Raw genomic sequence first — 16,763 nt, 5'->3', positions numbered from 1 at the left:
CAGGGGGTGTCAGGTGGGCGAGCGAAGCCCGCGTCGCTGCAGCAGCACGGCGCCCACGATGATGGCGCCCTTGGCGATCAGCTGGTCGCTGGTCTGCAGGCCGTTCAGGATGAACAGGTTGGTGATGAGGGTGAACACCAGCACGCCGAGGATCGACCCGACGACGGTGCCGCGCCCGCCGGTGAGCAGCGTGCCGCCGATGATGACGGCGGCGATCGCGTCCAGTTCGTACAGGTCGCCGTGGGTGCTGGAGCCGGTGGTGGTCCGCGCCATGATGATGATCGCGGCGATTCCGCAGCAGAACCCCGACAGCGCGTACAGCGACAAGGTGTGGCGGCGGACGTCGATGCCGGCGAGCCGTGCCGCCTCGGGGTTGCCGCCGACCGCGAACGTCCGGCGGCCGAACGTGGTGCGGTTGAGCAGCAGCCAGCCGGCCAGCCCGACCGCCGCGAAGATGTACACGACCAGCGGCAACCCGAGGATCTTGGTCGTGGACAGCGCCACGAGGGCGTCGTTCTCGGGACGGATGAGCTGCGTCCTGCGGTCCGACATCCGCTGCGCCAGCCCCCGCGCCGCGACGAGCATCGCGAGGGTGACGATGAACGGCACCATCCGCCCGTAGGAGATCAGCAGCCCGGTCACGACGCCCGTGCCGGTCCCGACGAGGATCGCGCACAGGGCCATCACCGCCGGGCCGTACGACTGCGTCGCCACGGTCGTCGCCCACACCGACGCCAGCGCCATCACCGACCCGACGGACAGGTCGATCCCGCCACCGATGATCACGAACGTCTGGCCGACGGTGATCACGCCGATGGTGGCGGCGAGCACCAGGATGGCGACCATGTTCCCGGACGTGGCGAAGTTGTCGGGCTGGGTCGCCAGCCCGACTCCCGCGAGCAGCACCAGCGCGGCGGCCAGCCCGAGATGGTGGATCTCGCCGGGCCACCGCGCCGCGCCGCCGCCCCTGGCGAACGGCCGCCACGGCCCGCCGGCCCCGGCCTTCTTGGTCAGCGAGACGGGCGCCCCGCCGGACCGGGGGGTGTCCCCCTCGGAATGCCCCGTGTCCTTCCGGGGGGTCTGGGGGGTCGTCCCCTCGGAATGCCCCGTGTCCTTCCGGGGGGTCTGGGGGGTCGTCCCCTCAGAATGACGCGCGGTCACAGGGCGCTCCCTTCCATGATCATGTTGAGCACGGTGGCCTCGTCGAGGTCGCGGGCGTCGCCGGTGTGGACGACCCGCCCCTCGCGGATGACGAGGACCCGGTCGGCGAGCCCGAGCACCTCGGGGACCTCGCTGGACACCAGCAGCACCCCGATGCCGCGTCCGGCCAGTTCGCGGATCACCGCGTACAGCTCGGCGCGGGCGCCGACGTCCACACCGCGGGTCGGCTCGTCCAGGATCAGCAGCCGCAGATCGGCGGCCCCGAGCAGCCAGCGCGCCAGCACCACCTTCTGCTGGTTGCCGCCCGACAGCGTCACGACCGGGCGTTTCGGGTCGGGCGGGCGGATGTCGAGCGCCTCGATCTGGCGGCGCACGTCGGCGACCTCGCGGCGGCGGTTGAGCCAGCCGAACGAGGCGTACCGGGACAGGCCGGCGACGCTGACGTTCCCGGCGACGGTCTCGTTCATCAGCAGCGCCTGGCTCTTGCGCTCCTCGGGCGCCATGCCCATGCCGCGCCGCACCGCCGCGCCGGTGTCGCCGGGGCGGACCGGCCGGCCGTCGACGAGCACCCGCCCCCGTGCGGGACGCCGCGCGCCGTAGACGGTCTCCAGGATCTCCGAGCGTCCGGAGCCGACGAGCCCGGCGAGCCCGACGATCTCGCCGGCGCGGACGGTGAGCGACACGTCCTCGAAGGCGCCGGGAAGCGCCAGGTTCTCGACGCGGAGCACCTCGGGCCGGTCGTCGTCGCGCGGGGGCCTCGGGCGCTCCGGGAAGACGTACTCGACGTCCCGGCCCGTCATCAGCGAGACGATCCTGTCGGTGGACGTGGTCCGGGCGGGCAGCCCGACGGCGACGGCCCTGCCGTCCTTGAGGACCGTCACCCGGTCGCCGATCTCGCGGATCTCCTCCAGGCGGTGCGAGATGTAGATGACCGCGACGCCGGCGGAGGTCAGCTCCCGGATGATGCGGAACAGGTTGTCCACCTCGTCGTGGGCGAGCGCGGCGGACGGCTCGTCCATCACGAGGATGCGGGCCTCGTGCGACAGGGCGCGGGCCATGCTGACGACCTGCTTGCCCGCCGCCGGCAGCCGTCCCACCTCGCGGCGCGGCGGGATCTCCGCGTGCCCGAGCCGGCCGAGCAGCTCACGCGCGGCCTTCTCCGCGTCGCCGCGCCGGGTGAAGCCGAACGTGGCCTTCTCGTGGCCGAGGAAGATGTTCTCCGCGACCGACAGCCCGTCCACCAGGTCGAGTTCCTGGTAGATGGTCGCGATGCCGGCCCGCATCGCGGCTGTCGGCCCGGCGAGCCGCACCGGCTCCCCGGCGAACAGGATCTCGCCCTCGTCCGGCTGGTGCGCGCCGGCGAGCACCTTGATGAGCGTCGACTTCCCGGCGCCGTTCTGCCCGAGCAGGCAGTGCACCTCGCCGGGACGGACGTCGAGGTCGACGCCGTCCAGGGCGCGGACGCCGGGGAACTGCTTGACGATGCCGCGCATCAGCAGCAGGGGTTCGGTTTCGGGCGAGCCCATCGGGTCTCCTCGGTGGAGAAGTGGGTCAGGACGCGGAGAAGACGTGGTCGCTGATGAGTCGGGCGCCGCCGACCACGCCGGCGGCCCCGGCGAGTTCGGACAGCACGATCGGGAGGTTGCCGGTCGCGAGCGGGGCGGACCGGCGGTAGACGACGCTGCGGATCTCGGCGAGCAGCGCGTGGCCGAGACCGGCGACGCCGCCCGCGATGATGACGAGCCCGGGGTTGAAGAAGCTGACCAGCCCGGCGAGCACCTGCCCGACATGCCGGCCGCCCGCACGGATGATCTGCACGGCGACCGGGTCGCCCGCGGCGGCGGCCTCGCCGACGTGCACGGCCGACAGCTGCCCGTGGGTCTCCAGCAGCGCGGCGAGCTGCGGTGACCGGCCCGACCGGGCGGCCGCCTCCGCGTCCCGGGCGAGCGCCGCGCCGCCGAAGTAGGCCTCCAGGCAGCCGGCGTTGCCGCACGCGCAGATGGGGCCGTCGTCGTCGACGCGGATGTGGCCGATGTCGCCGGCGCTGCCGGACACGCCGCGGTAGATGGCGCCGTCCACGACGATGCCGCAGCCGATGCCGGTGCCGATCTTGACGAGCAGGAAGTCGTCGACGGAGCGGGCCAGCCCGGCATGCAGTTCACCGAGCGCCATGAGGTTCACGTCGTTGTCGACCAGCACCGGGCAGCCGAGCTCCTGCCCGATCGCGTCCCGCACCGGGAACCGGTCCCAGCCGGGCATGATCGGCGGGACGACCGGCATGCCGTCCCGGAAGCTGACCGGCCCGGGCACGCCGATCCCGGTGCCGTGCACCTGCGCGGTCAGGCCCTCGTCGCGCAGCTTGCCGAGCAGGTCGAGGGCCCGGTCGAGCACGACGGTCGCACCCTGCCGGACGTCGCACTCCTCGCTGACATGCCCGAGCACCTCCATGGTGCCGTCGGTCACGGCGACGTCGATCGAGGTGGCGCCGATGTCGAAGGCGACGAACCGCAGGTCCGGCGACAGCCGCACGATCCCCGACCGCCGCCCGCCGCGGGACGCGGCCAGCCCCGCGCCCTCGACCAGCCCGAGTTCGACGAGCCGGTCCAGTTCCACGGCCAGCTTCGACCGCGACAGCCTCACCACGTCGCCCAGCTCGGCGCGCGAGCGCGGGCCCTCGTCACGCAGGAGCCGCAGCAGGCGCGCCTGATGAACGTTCTGCGGACGAGCCGACATGCGCATCACGCCCGTCCTCTCGGAGCCGGTCCGGGGTCGTGTGACTCCGGTCTCATGGCGAGACCGTAACCGGCTTTCGCTGCTTTGAGAAGACCTTTCCTCTAGACCAATCGAACTTCTTCCACTCAAAGGACAAAGTCGCGGACCAGCGCACACACGAAGGCCCCCGGACCAGAGGGTCCAGGGGCCACGTGCTCAAGCGCTATGCGTACTGGCGGCCGCTCATGGTGCGCATGATGTGCTCGACGAGGGTGATGAGGACCCGCTTGGCGTCCTCCCTGTCGCGCACGTCGCAGGAGATCACCGGGATGTCGGGGGACAGGTCGAGCGCGTCCCGGACCTGCTGGGCCGTGTGCTGCCCCGACCCGTCGAACCGGTTGACGCCGATGATGAACGGGACGCCGCGCCGCTCGAAGTAGTCGACCGAGGCGAAGCAGTCCGCCAGGCGGCGGGTGTCCACGAGGACGACGGCGCCGAGCGCGCCCTTGGCCAGCTCGTCCCACATGAACCAGAACCGGTCCTGGCCGGGCGTCCCGAACACGAACAGCACCAGGCCGTTCGGCAGGGTGATCCGCCCGAAGTCCATCGCCACGGTCGTCGTCGTCTTGGACGCGACGGCCGTGGTGTCGTCGATCCCGATGCTCTTCTCGGTGAGCGCCTCCTCGGTGCGCAGCGGACGGATCTCGCTGACCGCGCTCACCAGGGTGGTCTTGCCGACGCCGAAACCACCGGCCACGAGAATCTTGACCGTCAGCGCGGATTCGCCCGGGGGGGCGACCGCGTCAGAGCGCACGGATTCCATCGATCACTTCCTTGAGTACGCGCTCGCCGGGGAACTGCGCCACCGGCGCGGGACGCCGGACCTGAATCAGCGAGTGGTCGAGCAGGTCGCCGAGCAGGACACGGACGACCCCGAGGGGAAGTTCCAGATCCGACGCTATCTCGGCGACCGACAACGGGGTGCGGCAAAGCTCCAAGATCATGTCATGTTCCGGCTCCTGCGCCCACGGGGACGCCGGAAGTGCGGGGCCGTCGTCGGCGGACGCCGGCGGGTCCGCCGCGACGATCAGTGCCACCAGATCGAACTCGACGCCGTCGTAGTGCGTCCGGCCACCGGTGAGCGCGTACGGGCGGACGACGGGCCCCGCGTCGTCGTCGTACCAGGCGCCGCCTCGCCCCTCCACCTCAGACGCCGCCGGGCTTGGCCGCGGCCACCCGCGGATTGGCCGACAGGTGCTGCCCGACGCGGGTGACGAGCATCGCCATCTCGTAGGCGATGACACCGAGGTCGGCGTCGGCGGAGGCGAGGACGGCCAGGCAGGCGCCGTGCCCGGCGGCGGTGACGAACAGGAACGACGACTCCATCTCCACGATCGTCTGCCGCACCGGTCCGCCGCCGAACGACTCCCCCGCCCCGCGCGCGAGGCTCTGGAAGCTGGCGGCCACGGCGGCCAGATGGTCGGACTCCTCGCGGGCCAGTCCGCTCGACGAGGCCATGCGGAGTCCGTCGCTCGACAGCACTACCGCGTTCTGCACCGCGGCGACACGCTGGACGAGGCCGTCGAGCAGCCAGTTCAGTTCACCGCCGGCTCCGCCCGGGACCTCCGCGCCGGGGTACTGGGCTTGTGTCATGGGGTGTCGTCCTCCTGGTCGGCTGGGTTTCGCACGGCCTCCGCCTCGGCGTCGGCCGCTTCCTGCCTGCCACGCTGCCAGCCACGCTGCATGGCGGACATCATCAATGCCATCGTGTCGGGCGAGCGCCCGTCGTCCACCTGCCGCTCGTCCACCTGCCGCTCGTCCGCCGGGCCCTCGTCCACCGGCACGGCGTCCATCGGCACGGCGTCCATCGGCACGGGTGCGGCGAGCGGCATCCCGGCCGCTTCCGGCGCGGACGGCGGGCCGGCGGGCTCCGGCGGCGGCGCGGGCTCCACGGGCGGCGGCATGCCCTGGGCGGCCAGGTGCTCGTCCACCCGCTTCTTCAGCTGGGGCGCCAGATGCTGCTGCCGCCTGCGCTTGGGCAGCCCACCGGGAGCCTCCGGCGCCGCGGGCTCCGGCGGCGCCTCGGCACTCGCCTCGGCGGGCTCGGGCGCCGGCTCCGGCTGGACGAGATCGGGCTGGACGGGCTCGACGAGCCGCACGACGCCGTCCGGCTCGGCCCGGCGCGGCTCGGCGGCGCCCGCCTCGACGGCCGGACGCACGGGCGCCGACAGGGCCACGGCCGGACCCGGGAGCGTCTGCATGGGCCCCGTGACGCGGCGCGCGACCGGCTCGGGCTCGGCGTCGGCGACGATGAGCGAGCCGGGAATCAGCGCGATCGCGGTCGTCCCCCCGTACGGGGACTGGCGGAGCGTGACCTGGATTCCGTGCCGCTGGGCCAGCCGCGCCACGACGAACAGCCCGAGCTGCGCACTGTCGGACGGGTCGAACTGGGGCGGACGGGCGAGCCGCGCGTTGGCGGTGCGCAGCGCCTCCTCGGTCATCCCGAGGCCGCGGTCCTCGACCTCGATCGCGAAGCCGTTGGCGACCGGGTGGCCGCTGACCCGCACCGGCGACTGCGGCGGCGAGAACGTCGTGGAGTTCTCCACGATCTCGGCGAGCAGGTGGATGGTGTCGGCGACGGCGGAGCCGAGCAGCGCGACGCGCGGCAGCGGCTGCACCCGGACCCGCGGATAGTCCTCGACTTCGGCGACGGCGCCGCGGACCACGTCCACGAGCGGCACCGGGCGGCGCCAGCCGCGGCCGGCCGTCTTGCCGGCGAGGATGACCAGGCCCTCGGCGTGCCGCCGCATCCGGGTGGCGAGGTGGTCGAGCCGGAACAGGTCCGACAGCTCCGACGGGTCCTCGGTGCGGCGTTCCATGGTGTCCAGCAGGCTGAGCTGGCGGTGCAGCAGCGCCTGGTTGCGGCGCGCGAGGTTGACGAACACCTCGCTGATGCCGCGCTGGGCCGCGACCTCGCCCTCGGCCGCCCGGACGACGGCCTCGCGGGCGCGGTCGAACGACCCGGCGATCTGCCGGATCTCGTCGATGCGGTAGTCGGCCGCGGGCTCCGGCTCGGGTTCGGCGGCCCGCCCGGCGCGGATGTCCTCGGCGAGCTTCGGCAGCCGCCGGTGGGTGAAGTCGACCACGCCGCCGGCGAGCGCGCGGCATTCGCGCACCAGCCGCCGGGAGACCCGGACCGCGATGAAGGACGACAGCACGATCGCGACCAGCCCGAGGCCGCCGGCGAGGGCGAGCCGCGTGAAGGTGCCGACCGCGACGCCCTGGGCGTGGTCGGTGACGTCGTCGAGGACGTCGTTCTCCAGCTCGAAGAGCCGGCCGTTGACGGTGTCGGCGACGGAGCGCCAGTCGGAGGGCTCGATGACGGGCTCGTCGCGCGCGCCGGCCTGCGCCGGCTGTGTGCCGCTTCCCTGCGTCCCTCTCGGGGAGCGGGCCCTGCGCTCGGCGGCCGCCGGCGGCTCGGCGCCGTTGATGACCTGGTTCTCCATCTTCATGAGCTGCACGAAGGCCGTCGAGGCCATGAGCCGCTCGAAGTGGGCGCGGTGCGCGTCGGGCAGGTCGCGCCCGTTGTCCGTGTGGATCGTGTGGTGCGCCCCGACGAGCTTGGCGAACTCGGTCCGTTCGGCGTTGGTGATCCGTCCGGCGGCGAGCGCCCCGGTCAGCAGGGCGTCCTCGCGCGCCAGGTACTCGCGGGCGCGGCCGAACGAGGTGAGCGTGCGGGCGCGCGCGGTGATGGACCCCTCCGACGGCGTGGTCGCGCTGTACATCGCGAAGCCGGCGTCGATCAGCACGTTGTACTCGCCCAGCACGTGGGCGCGGCCGGCGGCCCGCTGGTCCACGCTGCGGCGCAGCTGCCCGAGACCGTCGAGCTTGTCGACGAGCCCGTCCAGCCGGGCGACGACCTCGGGCAGGATCGCCTCCCGCATGCCCTCGTGCCGGCTGCCCGCGCGGACCTCCTCGGCCGCCTTGTCGGTCGCCTGCCGCCGCGCCCGCATCGCTCCGGGATCCGCCGGCCGGGCGCCGCCGAGCACGGCCATCGACAGGCGCCGCTCGTTCTGCAGTCCGTCGATGAGCCGCTGCGTGGGCAGCACGGCGTTCTGCTGGAAGGTCCTGCTCTGCAGGAGCTGGTGCGCGTCGCCGTAGGTGATGCCGGTGACGAACACCCACAGCGAGGCCAGCGCCAGCAGCGGCACGAGGACCAGCAGGGTGATCCTCGCTCGGATGGAGGAGAGACGCGGGGCCATCACAGCTTCGGCGCTCGTGGGCGGAACATGCGGGGGAAACCTCCCGATGCGTGGAGTACGGGGGTGTGCGGGAGCCTACTACGTAGCGGGTTCCCGGTGGTCCGGAGATCGGGCGCCGTCCTGCTCCTCGGGCGGGTCGGGCCAGCTCAGGACGTGCTCCATCAGCGCGACCAGAACCTGCTTGGACGACTCGCGGCGCCGGACGTCGCACAGCAGCACCGGGACGTCCGGGTCCAGGTCGAGCGCGATCGCGACGTCCTCGGGCCTGTGCGAGCGGTGCCCGTCGAAGCAGTTGACCGCCACGACGAACGGGAGGCCGCGCCGCTCGAAGTAGTCGATGGCGGGGAAGCAGCCGGTCAGCCGCCGCGTGTCCGCCAGGACGACCGCGCCGATCGCGCCCGTCGCCAGCTCGTCCCACATGAACCAGAACCGCTCCTGGCCGGGCGTACCGAACAGGTAGAGGAGCAGTTGCTCCGACAGGGTGATCCGGCCGAAGTCCATCGCGACGGTCGTGGTCGTCTTCGCGCCGACGCCGGCCACGTCGTCGACCCCGACGCCGCGCTCGGTCAGCGGCTCCTCGGTGTGCAGCGGCCTGATCTCGCTGATCGAGCCGACCATCGTGGTCTTGCCGACGCCGAACCCGCCGGCGATGAGGATCTTCGTCGTGACGAGGGGGCGCGCGCTCGTGCCGGTCTCCTCAGAGGGCGCGTAGGCCATTGAGCACCTCCCTCAGCACTCCGTTGGGTGGACGGCGGCCCCGCGCGGGTTCCACCGCGGCGACCACCGTGATCAGGCCCTCGTCCCGCAGGTCGCCGAGCAGGACCCGGACGACGCCGAGGGGCAGGCCGAGGTCGGCCGACAGGTCGACGACCGGGACGGGACGCGCGCAGCCGCGCAGCACCCGCGTGTGGTCGGGGCTGTAGCGCAGCCGGTTCCCCGGCGGGGTGCCGGTGGCCGCCACGACCGCGATCAGCTCGAAGCCCGCACCCTCGGGACGGGTCCGTCCCCGGGTCATGGCGTACGGACGCACGACCGGACCGGCCTCCCGGTCCAGCCACCGCTCTGCCGACGGGGACATCGGTCACAGACCCCTCGGCGAGGACCCCCCGGCGCCCCCGAAGCCCTCACCCGCCGCTTCGTGCCCGGCTCCGAATCTGGGGGTCGCCTGCAGATGCTGGCCGACCCGCTTGACCAGCACCGCCATCTCGTAGGCGACGAGGCCCGCGTCGGCCTCCGCCTCGGCGAGCACCGCGAGGCAGGTGCCGTCGCCGGCGGCGGTCACGAACAGCAGCAGCGCGTCCATCTCGATGATGGTCTGGCGGACGTTCCCGCCGGCGAAGTGCCGGCCCGCGCCGCGCGCGAGGCTCTGCACCCCGGAGGCCAGCGCGGACAGGTGCTCGGCGTCCTCACGGCCGAGCTCGGTGGACGCGGCGATCGCCAGCCCGTCCCGGGACAGGATCACCGCCTGCCGCACCGCCGTCACCCGCTCGGCGAAGTCGTTGAGCAGCCAGTTCAGCTCGCCGGTCACGGTGTCGTGCATCATCGCGTCTCCTCATCGCCCACGTCCGACGCGCGTCCGCGCCGCCATCCCTGTTGTATCGATGCCATCAGCGAACGTGCCTCCTCGGGCGAGCGTGCGATGCCCCCGGACACGCCTCCGCCCATGCGCGGCGGGGGTGGCGGGGGTCTCTTGCGCAGTTGGGGAGCCAGGTTCTCCTGCCGCACCCTCCGGGGCAGGCCGGCGTGGGTTCCCGCGGGCTCCCAGTCCTCCTGGGCGTCCGCGTCCACCACCGCATCGGCGTCGACGACTTCTTCAGCGTCCACGATGTCGTACGCGTCACCCCGGGAACGGGCGGCGTCCCCGGACGGCCGGGACGGCTCGTCCCGCGGAAGCGGGACGGCGTCGTCCGACCACGGGTTCGGGGCCGGGCCGGGCGGGACGCCGGGCGCGGTGTTCCCGGGGAGGTCCCACGGCTTCGCGGGCCCGGCGAGCTCCGGCAGGACGGGCGGCGCCTCAAGGTCTCCGGCGTCCGCGGGCCGGCGGCGCCGGTGCGGCTCGTCCGCGGGCAGGGAGGCGACCCGCCCGGCCGGCTCGGCCTCGCGCAGCGGGACGACCGCATCGGAGCGCGGCGCGGTCGCCAGGACGGGCTCCTGGACCTCGCCGGTGAGCGTCCCGCCGCCGGCCGCCGGGTCCGCGCCGCCGTCGTGCGCGCGGTCCTCATCGGGCTCGGGCCCTGGCGGCAGCATGGCCGCCGCCATGTGCTCCGCGGGTACCACGAGCTCGTGCGGCAGCAGCACGATCGCCGTCACGCCGCCGTACGGGGACCGCTGCAGGGACACCGAGACGTTGTGCCGGGCGGCCAGGCGCGCGACGACGAACAACCCGAGCTGGTCGGTGTCGACCAGGTCGTACTCGGGCGGCTCGGCGAGCCGCCGGTTGGCCTCGTCGAGCAGCTCGGGCTTGACGCCGAGGCCGCGGTCCTCGATCTCGACGGCGAATCCGGTGCCGACGCGCTCGGCCATCACCCGCACCTCGGTGCTGGGCGGGGAGAACGACGCCGCGTTCTCCAGCAGCTCGGCCAGCAGGTGGACGACGTCGGTGACCGCCGCGCCGATCAGTCCGTCCTCGGACTCGGTGAGGACGGTCGCGCGGGTGTAGTCCTCGATCTCCGAGACGGCGGCGCGCAGCACGTCGGCGATGCGCACCGGATGCCGCCAGCCGCGTCCCGGCGTGGCGCCGGACAGGATGATCAGGCTCTCCGCGTGCCGCCGCATGCGGGTGGTGAGGTGGTCGATCCGGAACAGGTCCTCCAGGTCGTCGGCCTCGGCGCGGCTCTCCAGCCCGTCCAGCATCGTCAGCTGGCGGTGCAGCAGCGACTGGTTGCGGCGGGCGATGTTGAGGAAGAGGCGGCTGACGCCGGCGCGCAGCTCGGCCTGGCCGACGGCGGCGTCGACGGCGGTGCGCTGCACTTTGGAGAACGACTCGGCGAGCCGGGCGACCTCGGTGGTGCGGCCGGTGCCCAGGGGCGGCGCCTCCGCGTCGACGTCCACGCTCTCGTTGCGGCTCAGCCGGTCGACGAGGTCGGGCAGCCGGCGGTCGGCCAGTTCCTCCGCGGAGCCGCGCAGCCCGACGAGCTCGCGGACGAACCCGCGCGCGAACCGCAGCGACATCAGCACCGACAGGAGCACCACCAGCAGGCCGAAGCCGCCGACGAGGACGACCTCGATGTAGGCGTCCCGGCCGGCCTCGTCGGCGCGCTCGGCCGCGCGCTCGGAGTTGCCGAGCACCATGTTGTTGATCATCAGCACGAGCGGCTCCGCGGTGCGGCGCCACTCGTCGTTCCCGACGGGGAGCGGCTTGCGCGGGTCGGCGTCGGCGATCCGGTCCTCGATCTCCCGGAGGCCCTGGTACGCCGGGGACGCGAACACCTGCGCGGTCCCGGTCGCGTAGACCTCCGGGTCGAGCAGCGAGCGCTGCTTGATCCACTGCCAGCGCTGCTCGCCCACCATCTCCACGAACAGCCGGTGCTCGGCCGCCGTCAGCCGGCCGTCGGTGACGAGGGCGGAGGCGATCAGCGCGTTCTCGCGCTGCAGCAGCTCCAGGCCGCGCTGGGCGTGCCGGGTGGACAGCGTCCAGTTGTAGATCTCGGAGTCGTCGATGACCAGCAGGCCGTCGTACAGCCGGTGCATGTCGTCGACCATCGTGCTGAACCTGTTGATCGCCGTCAGCCGCTCGATGGACCGGTCGTCGACCGCGGACCGGATCCCGGGGAGCCCGCCGAACGCCTCCAGGACGTCGGAGACGCGCTCCTCCATCTCCTCCGTGGTGGCGTCGCGCGCGGCCTCGGAGGCGGCCTCGCGGCGGAAGTGCGCGATGGCATCGTCCACGCGGGTGCGCTGCAGGACGAGCGCGTTGGGCGCGGACGGCGCCTCGGAGCGCGGGGTGCTGAGGAACACGGCGGATACCTGGCGTTCCTTCGCCAGCTCCACCAGGACGCGCTGGCCGCTCGGCGAGAACGTGCGGTCGATCGTGTGGTAGCTGCGCTGGGCGAGCGCGTCGCGTGCGGTGACGGTGGAGGCGTGCCCCCACAGCGCGACGAGCGACAGCAGCGGTACGAGGAGCAGCGCGGTGGCCTTCGAGCGGATCGAGCGCGTGCGCCGGCGGCCGGCACGCGCGTCCGGGCGGCGGAGCGGGCCGTGACGCCCATCGGTCTTCACCGTGGGCTCCTGGGGGGTGTCCCCCCTGGATGGGGCGGATTCCATGTGACCTCGAACGTTCCGGCGCGGAGGATCCCTGGATCATAAAGGCGGTGCGCGACCGGCCCGCAACCCCTTTGGCGCCTTTTGGACGCATTGCCGTCATTCCGTGTCACCTGCGGGTATGCGCCCTGCCGCGCCATGGACACCGAACCTCCACAAAGAGATAGCGGCAAACCCGGACAATTTACTTCATTTCCCCCTGTTACCCGGGGGTGGTTGCGCCATACTGTGCTGCTTCACCCACCGCTCGCGTCGCGGCCGGCACGGGAAGGAGACCACGATTCATACAGGCAACGACGGCGGCTGGAACGAGGGCGCCCGCATCGGGCCGCCGAACACGTCCGGCGGGGCCGGGAGTCCGACTTCCGGGCCGCGGGGCGTTACGATGCCCGCCGTGAGTCCCGAAAGCCAGGCATCCGAGGCACTTCCGTCGCGACGGCGCCGCACACCCCGCGGCGGCCGGCACCGCGGCGACGAATCCTTCCTGCTGCCGCACGGATCCCCCACGCTCGTCCTGGCCGTTCCCGGCCCCGCCCGGCAGGCCGGTACCGAGATCGCCGCCGAGCTCGCCAGGCTCGTCGAGATCGAGCACACCGGCCAGCCCGCCCACATCGCGCACCTGGAGGGGGACGAGGCGAACCTGCACGCGGTCCTCGCCGGGCTGCGCCAAGAGGAGGACCGGCTAGCCGCCGTGGTCGTCCCGCTGTCCACCGGGCCCGACCCGGCACTGGACGCGGCCGTCCACGCCGCGGTGACGGCCGCCCCGGTGCGCGTGGTCGCCGCCGAGCCGCTCGGCCCGCACCCGCTCATCGCCGAGGCACTGCACGACCGGCTCGCCGACGCCGGCCTCGCCCGCGCCGACCGGATCAGGCTGATGACGATGGTGACCGCCGCGTCCGGCGTCATCGTGGCCACGCCGGGGGACGCCACGGCCGTGCGGCAGGCCGAGGTCACCGGCGTGCTCCTCGCCTCCCGGCTCGCGGCCCCCGTCTTCACCGCCTCACTGAACGACGAGGCGTCCGTCAAGGCCGCCGCGGAGCAGTTGCGCGCGGCCGGCGCCACGTCCATCGCCGTCGCCCCGCACCTGATCGGCGCCGAGCCCGAGGGAGCCCTGGTCGCGCCCGCGGCGTCCATCGTGGGCGCCGCCTACTCGGCTCCCCTGGGCGCCCACCCCGCCCTGGCGAGGCTCGCCGCGCTCCGCTACGTCGAGGCGCTCTCGCTGGCACTGTCCGACTAGCCCGGGCCCAGGGGGCGCGGGCCCCCTGGGCTGACGGACGACACCGGCGGACGACTCAGCGGTTCTTGAACTCGGGTGGGCGTTTCTGGACGGTGGCGGTCATGCCTTCGGCCAGGTCCTCGCTGAAGAAGGCGAGGGCCTGGACGGCGGTCTCCGCCATGAGCTGCCGCCGGAGCCCGGGCGCGTCCAGGGACGCGTTGAGCAGTTCCTTCGTGCGGCGCAGGCCGTACGGGGATTTGGTGAGCAGCTCGTCGGCGAGGGCCTGCGCGGACTCCAGGTCCGCGCCCTCGGGGGCGATCTCGGTGATGAGGCCCAGGGCGTCGGCGCGTTTCACGTCCAGGCGCTGGGCGCGGTAGCAGATCTCCGCGGCCTTGGCCGGGCCGACGAGGCGGGGCAGCAGCCAGGACAGGCCGCAGTCGCCGGCCGACAGGCCGAGGTTCACGAACGGCGGCACGAAACGGGTCGTCGGATCGGCGACCCGCATGTCGGCGGCCAGCGCCCAGGAGACGCCCATGCCGGCGACCGGCCCGCGCAGTGCCGCGATCACCGGCTGCGGGATCTCCCGCAGCCGCGCGGTGACCTCGCCGCCGCGGGCGATGCCCCGGTAGAGCCGCTGGACGCGGCCCTCCGAGCTCTCCTCGCCCGGGTCGCCGCCCTGGATGTCCATGCCCGAGCAGAACCCGCGGCCCTCGCCGGTGAGGACGACGACCTGGGTGTCGGGGTCGCGCGCCAGCCCGTGGAGGACGTCGAGCATCTCCTCGGTGAGCGCGCCGTCGACGGCGTTCAGACGCTCCGGGCGGGACAGGGTGATGGTGAGCACCCCGTCCCGCCGGCCGAGCTTGATCCCGCCCAACGTCTCAGGAGGTGAGCTGCTGGATGAGGGGGCCCATCTGCTCGCCCACGTTCTTGAACACGGTCATCGGCTCGGCCGCGTTGATGGCCGCCCAGTTGTCGCGGACGTCCTCGACCGACAGCGTCGCCTTCTGCCCGTAGCCGGGGCCCTCCGCCACGAAGATCTTCGCGATGCGGCCGCCGCCGACGGTGTAGACCTCGCCGGAGTCCTGGTTGCCCTCGTGGACGAGGTAGGCGACGAGCGGCGTGACCTGGTCGACGCCGAGCTTGTCCGCGAAGTCGGCGGGCAGCAGGTCCTCGGTCATCCGGGTCCAGGCGACCGGGGCGATCGCGTTGGCTTTGATGTCGTACTTGGCGCCCTCCTGGGCGAGGGTCTTGGTGAACCCGACGAGGCCCATCTTGGCCGTGGCGTAGTTGGCCTGGCCGAAGTTGCCGAACAGGCCGGCCGGGGACGAGGTGTTGACGATCCGGCCGTAGCCGTTCTCCCGCAGGTGCGCCCAGGCGGCGCTGGAGACGAGGAACGAGCCGCGCAGGTGCACGGCGATGACCGAGTCGAACTCCTCCGGGCTCATGTTCTTGAACGACTTGTCACGCAGGATGCCCGCGTTGTTGATGACGATGTCGACCTTGCCGAACGTGTCCAGTGCGGTCTGGATGATCGCCTGCGCGCCCTCGGGGGTCGCGACGTTGTCGGGGTTGGCGACGGCCTCGCCGCCGTTCTTCTTGATCTCGTCCACGACCTCCTGCGCGGGGCCGGCCGAGGCTCCGAGCCCCGACCGGTCGCCGCCGAGGTCGTTGACGACGACCTTGGCACCGCGCGCGGCGAGCTCCAGCGCGTGCTGGCGGCCGAGGCCGTGGCCCGCCCCGGTCACGACCGCGACACGGCCGTCGTAGCGCAGTTCCGACATCTCTGTCTCCTCACATCGCACCGACTGCGAACCCCGGACGATCACCCGGGGGTTACCAATTGGTACCAGTAAACCGAATCCCGCTCGGCCGCGGTGCCCGGGGGCTCGTTCCATCCTGGACGCCCGGCCGGTCCTGCGTACGATGGGACGTGGGAGGAAGTTGCGCCGAATGCCGCATTTCGCTGGTATCGCGGCGTAGTCTCCTCCCCTACGCAGGTTCACTCATCGAAGCCGCGAGGAGCAACGGAGGTCTCGTCTCGATGAGCACCGCCGCCGCTCTCACGCCGAGCCGCCGCACCTACCGCGTCGTGCAGTGGGCGACCGGCGCGGTCGGCCGCACCGTGATCAAAGGCGTCCTCGACAGCGACGACATGGAACTGGCCGGCGCCTGGGTGCACACGCCCTCCAAGGCCGGTGTCGACGCCGGCGTCCTCGCCGGCCGCGATCCGATCGGCGTCGCCGCGACCGGCGACGTCCACGACATCCTCGACCTGGACGCCGACTGCGTCCTCTACGCCCCGAGCCCGGCACGGGACCGGTTCGCCGAACTCGACCTGATCTGCTCGCTGCTGTCGTCCGGCAAGAACGTCGTCTCCCTGAACGGCCTCCTCTACCCGCAGGCGCACGGCCCGCACTACGTGAACGAACTGGAGCAGGCCTGCAAGCGCGGCGGCGTCTCGGTCCACGGCAGCGGGATCAGCGGCGGCTTCATGGCCGACGTCATGCCGCTGACGCTGGCGCGGCTGTCCCGGCGGATCACCCACGTCTACGTCAGGGAGGTCTCCGACTTCGCCCGGCACCCGTCCTGGCAGATGGTCCACCACATGCTCGGCTTCGGGAAGACCGAGGAGGCGTACGGGCGCGCGCTGCGGCCCGCCCGGACCGCGATGCGGGCGCTGTTCTCCGAGAGCCTGCACCTGGTCGCGGCCGGGCTCGGCGTCGACCTGGACGAGATCGACGTGGACGTGGAGCACCGGCTCGCCCGCACCGACCTGGCCCCCGCCGCCGGGCCGATCCCGCGCGGCACGGTCGCGGCGGCCCGCTGGACGTTCAGCGGCCTGGCCGCCGGACGGCCCGTGATCACCATCGAGGCCGTCCACAAGGCCGACGCCTCGCACATGTGCGAAGAGTGGGGACGTCCGGGATACTCGCTGCGCGTGGACGGCCGGCCCTCCCTCACGATGGCGACCGACGAGGGGTGGGTCTCCGACGTGATCTCCGCCGCCGCGGCCCACGCGCTCAACTCCGTCCCGGTCGTCTGCGCCGCCGAGCCGGGCATCCGCACCTACCTGGACCTGCCGGTGATCGGCGGCCGGATGCGGGTCTGAGCGGCCGCACCACCGTTCGAGCCGGGGATCCGGCGGTTATCGT

General features: G+C 73.0%; 15 protein-coding genes. 2 read left to right on the top strand and 13 right to left on the bottom strand.

Annotated elements, in window-relative coordinates; all coding sequences use genetic code 11:
- Positions 1-9: 9 nt before the first annotated feature.
- The 11 genes from ACGFIS_RS28405 to ACGFIS_RS28355 all read right to left on the bottom strand — a co-directional run bounded on the left by ACGFIS_RS28405 (position 10) and on the right by ACGFIS_RS28355 (position 12,353).
- Entirely contained in the window at positions 10-1,161 is a 1,152-nt protein-coding gene (locus ACGFIS_RS28405; RefSeq protein ID WP_392901232.1) for an ABC transporter permease, read from the bottom strand.
- The gene (locus tag ACGFIS_RS28400; protein WP_392901230.1) at positions 1,158-2,687 is read right to left on the bottom strand and encodes a sugar ABC transporter ATP-binding protein; all 1,530 of its coding nucleotides are present in this window, start codon (positions 2,685-2,687) and stop codon (positions 1,158-1,160) included. Before ACGFIS_RS28400 ends, ACGFIS_RS28405 begins: the two co-directional genes overlap by 4 nt.
- 25 nt (positions 2,688-2,712) lie before the next feature.
- On the bottom strand, positions 2,713-3,900 hold the full coding sequence (locus tag ACGFIS_RS28395) for an ROK family protein (protein WP_392901228.1): 1,188 nt from the start codon (positions 3,898-3,900) through the stop codon (positions 2,713-2,715).
- Positions 3,901-4,096: 196 nt separating this feature from the next.
- Entirely contained in the window at positions 4,097-4,696 is a 600-nt protein-coding gene (locus ACGFIS_RS28390) for an ATP/GTP-binding protein (RefSeq protein ID WP_392901226.1), read from the bottom strand.
- Positions 4,677-5,078: a DUF742 domain-containing protein gene (locus tag ACGFIS_RS28385; protein ID WP_392901224.1), complete on the bottom strand. Its 402-nt coding sequence runs from the start codon at positions 5,076-5,078 to the stop codon at positions 4,677-4,679. The genes ACGFIS_RS28390 and ACGFIS_RS28385 overlap by 20 nt, the downstream gene beginning before the upstream one ends.
- Position 5,079: 1 nt before the next feature.
- The gene (locus tag ACGFIS_RS28380) at positions 5,080-5,526 is read right to left on the bottom strand and encodes a roadblock/LC7 domain-containing protein (RefSeq protein WP_392901222.1); all 447 of its coding nucleotides are present in this window, start codon (positions 5,524-5,526) and stop codon (positions 5,080-5,082) included.
- Complete coding sequence (locus ACGFIS_RS28375) at positions 5,523-8,135, bottom strand: nitrate- and nitrite sensing domain-containing protein (RefSeq protein ID WP_392973158.1); 2,613 nt, start codon at positions 8,133-8,135, stop codon at positions 5,523-5,525. The genes ACGFIS_RS28380 and ACGFIS_RS28375 overlap by 4 nt, the downstream gene beginning before the upstream one ends.
- A gap of 78 nt (positions 8,136-8,213) precedes the next feature.
- Positions 8,214-8,852, bottom strand: a complete 639-nt coding sequence (locus ACGFIS_RS28370) for an ATP/GTP-binding protein (RefSeq protein WP_392901218.1) — start codon at positions 8,850-8,852, stop codon at positions 8,214-8,216.
- On the bottom strand, positions 8,833-9,213 hold the full coding sequence (locus ACGFIS_RS28365; protein WP_392901216.1) for a DUF742 domain-containing protein: 381 nt from the start codon (positions 9,211-9,213) through the stop codon (positions 8,833-8,835). Before ACGFIS_RS28365 ends, ACGFIS_RS28370 begins: the two co-directional genes overlap by 20 nt.
- Positions 9,214-9,216: 3 nt before the next feature.
- Complete coding sequence (locus ACGFIS_RS28360) at positions 9,217-9,675, bottom strand: roadblock/LC7 domain-containing protein (protein ID WP_392901453.1); 459 nt, start codon at positions 9,673-9,675, stop codon at positions 9,217-9,219.
- Positions 9,675-12,353 (bottom strand): nitrate- and nitrite sensing domain-containing protein, encoded by a 2,679-nt coding sequence (locus tag ACGFIS_RS28355; protein ID WP_392901214.1) that lies wholly within the window; start codon positions 12,351-12,353, stop codon positions 9,675-9,677. The genes ACGFIS_RS28360 and ACGFIS_RS28355 overlap by 1 nt, the downstream gene beginning before the upstream one ends.
- 436 nt (positions 12,354-12,789) lie before the next feature.
- Here ACGFIS_RS28355 and ACGFIS_RS28350 point away from each other — a divergent pair, with 436 nt between their 5' ends.
- Complete coding sequence (locus ACGFIS_RS28350) at positions 12,790-13,632, top strand: sirohydrochlorin chelatase (RefSeq protein ID WP_392901212.1); 843 nt, start codon at positions 12,790-12,792, stop codon at positions 13,630-13,632.
- A 55-nt stretch (positions 13,633-13,687) separates the two neighbouring features.
- Here the strand turns inward: ACGFIS_RS28350 and ACGFIS_RS28345 are convergent, their stop codons facing one another.
- Both ACGFIS_RS28345 and ACGFIS_RS28340 read right to left on the bottom strand, forming a co-directional pair.
- Positions 13,688-14,485, bottom strand: a complete 798-nt coding sequence (locus ACGFIS_RS28345) for an enoyl-CoA hydratase/isomerase family protein (RefSeq protein WP_392901210.1) — start codon at positions 14,483-14,485, stop codon at positions 13,688-13,690.
- A gap of 4 nt (positions 14,486-14,489) precedes the next feature.
- The gene (locus ACGFIS_RS28340; protein ID WP_392901208.1) at positions 14,490-15,392 is read right to left on the bottom strand and encodes an SDR family oxidoreductase; all 903 of its coding nucleotides are present in this window, start codon (positions 15,390-15,392) and stop codon (positions 14,490-14,492) included.
- Positions 15,393-15,652: 260 nt separating this feature from the next.
- On the opposite strand from ACGFIS_RS28340, the gene ACGFIS_RS28335 reads away from it, so the two are divergent.
- Positions 15,653-16,720: a dihydrodipicolinate reductase gene (locus tag ACGFIS_RS28335; protein WP_392901206.1), complete on the top strand. Its 1,068-nt coding sequence runs from the start codon at positions 15,653-15,655 to the stop codon at positions 16,718-16,720.
- Positions 16,721-16,763: the final 43 nt, after the last annotated feature.

This window comes from Spirillospora sp. NPDC048824, from assembly GCF_043198455.1.
In the GTDB taxonomy this organism is placed as follows: Bacteria; Actinomycetota; Actinomycetes; order Streptosporangiales; family Streptosporangiaceae; genus Spirillospora.
Note: the sequence above shows the minus strand (reverse complement) of the source record. Positions and strands in the feature narration are given on the sequence as shown.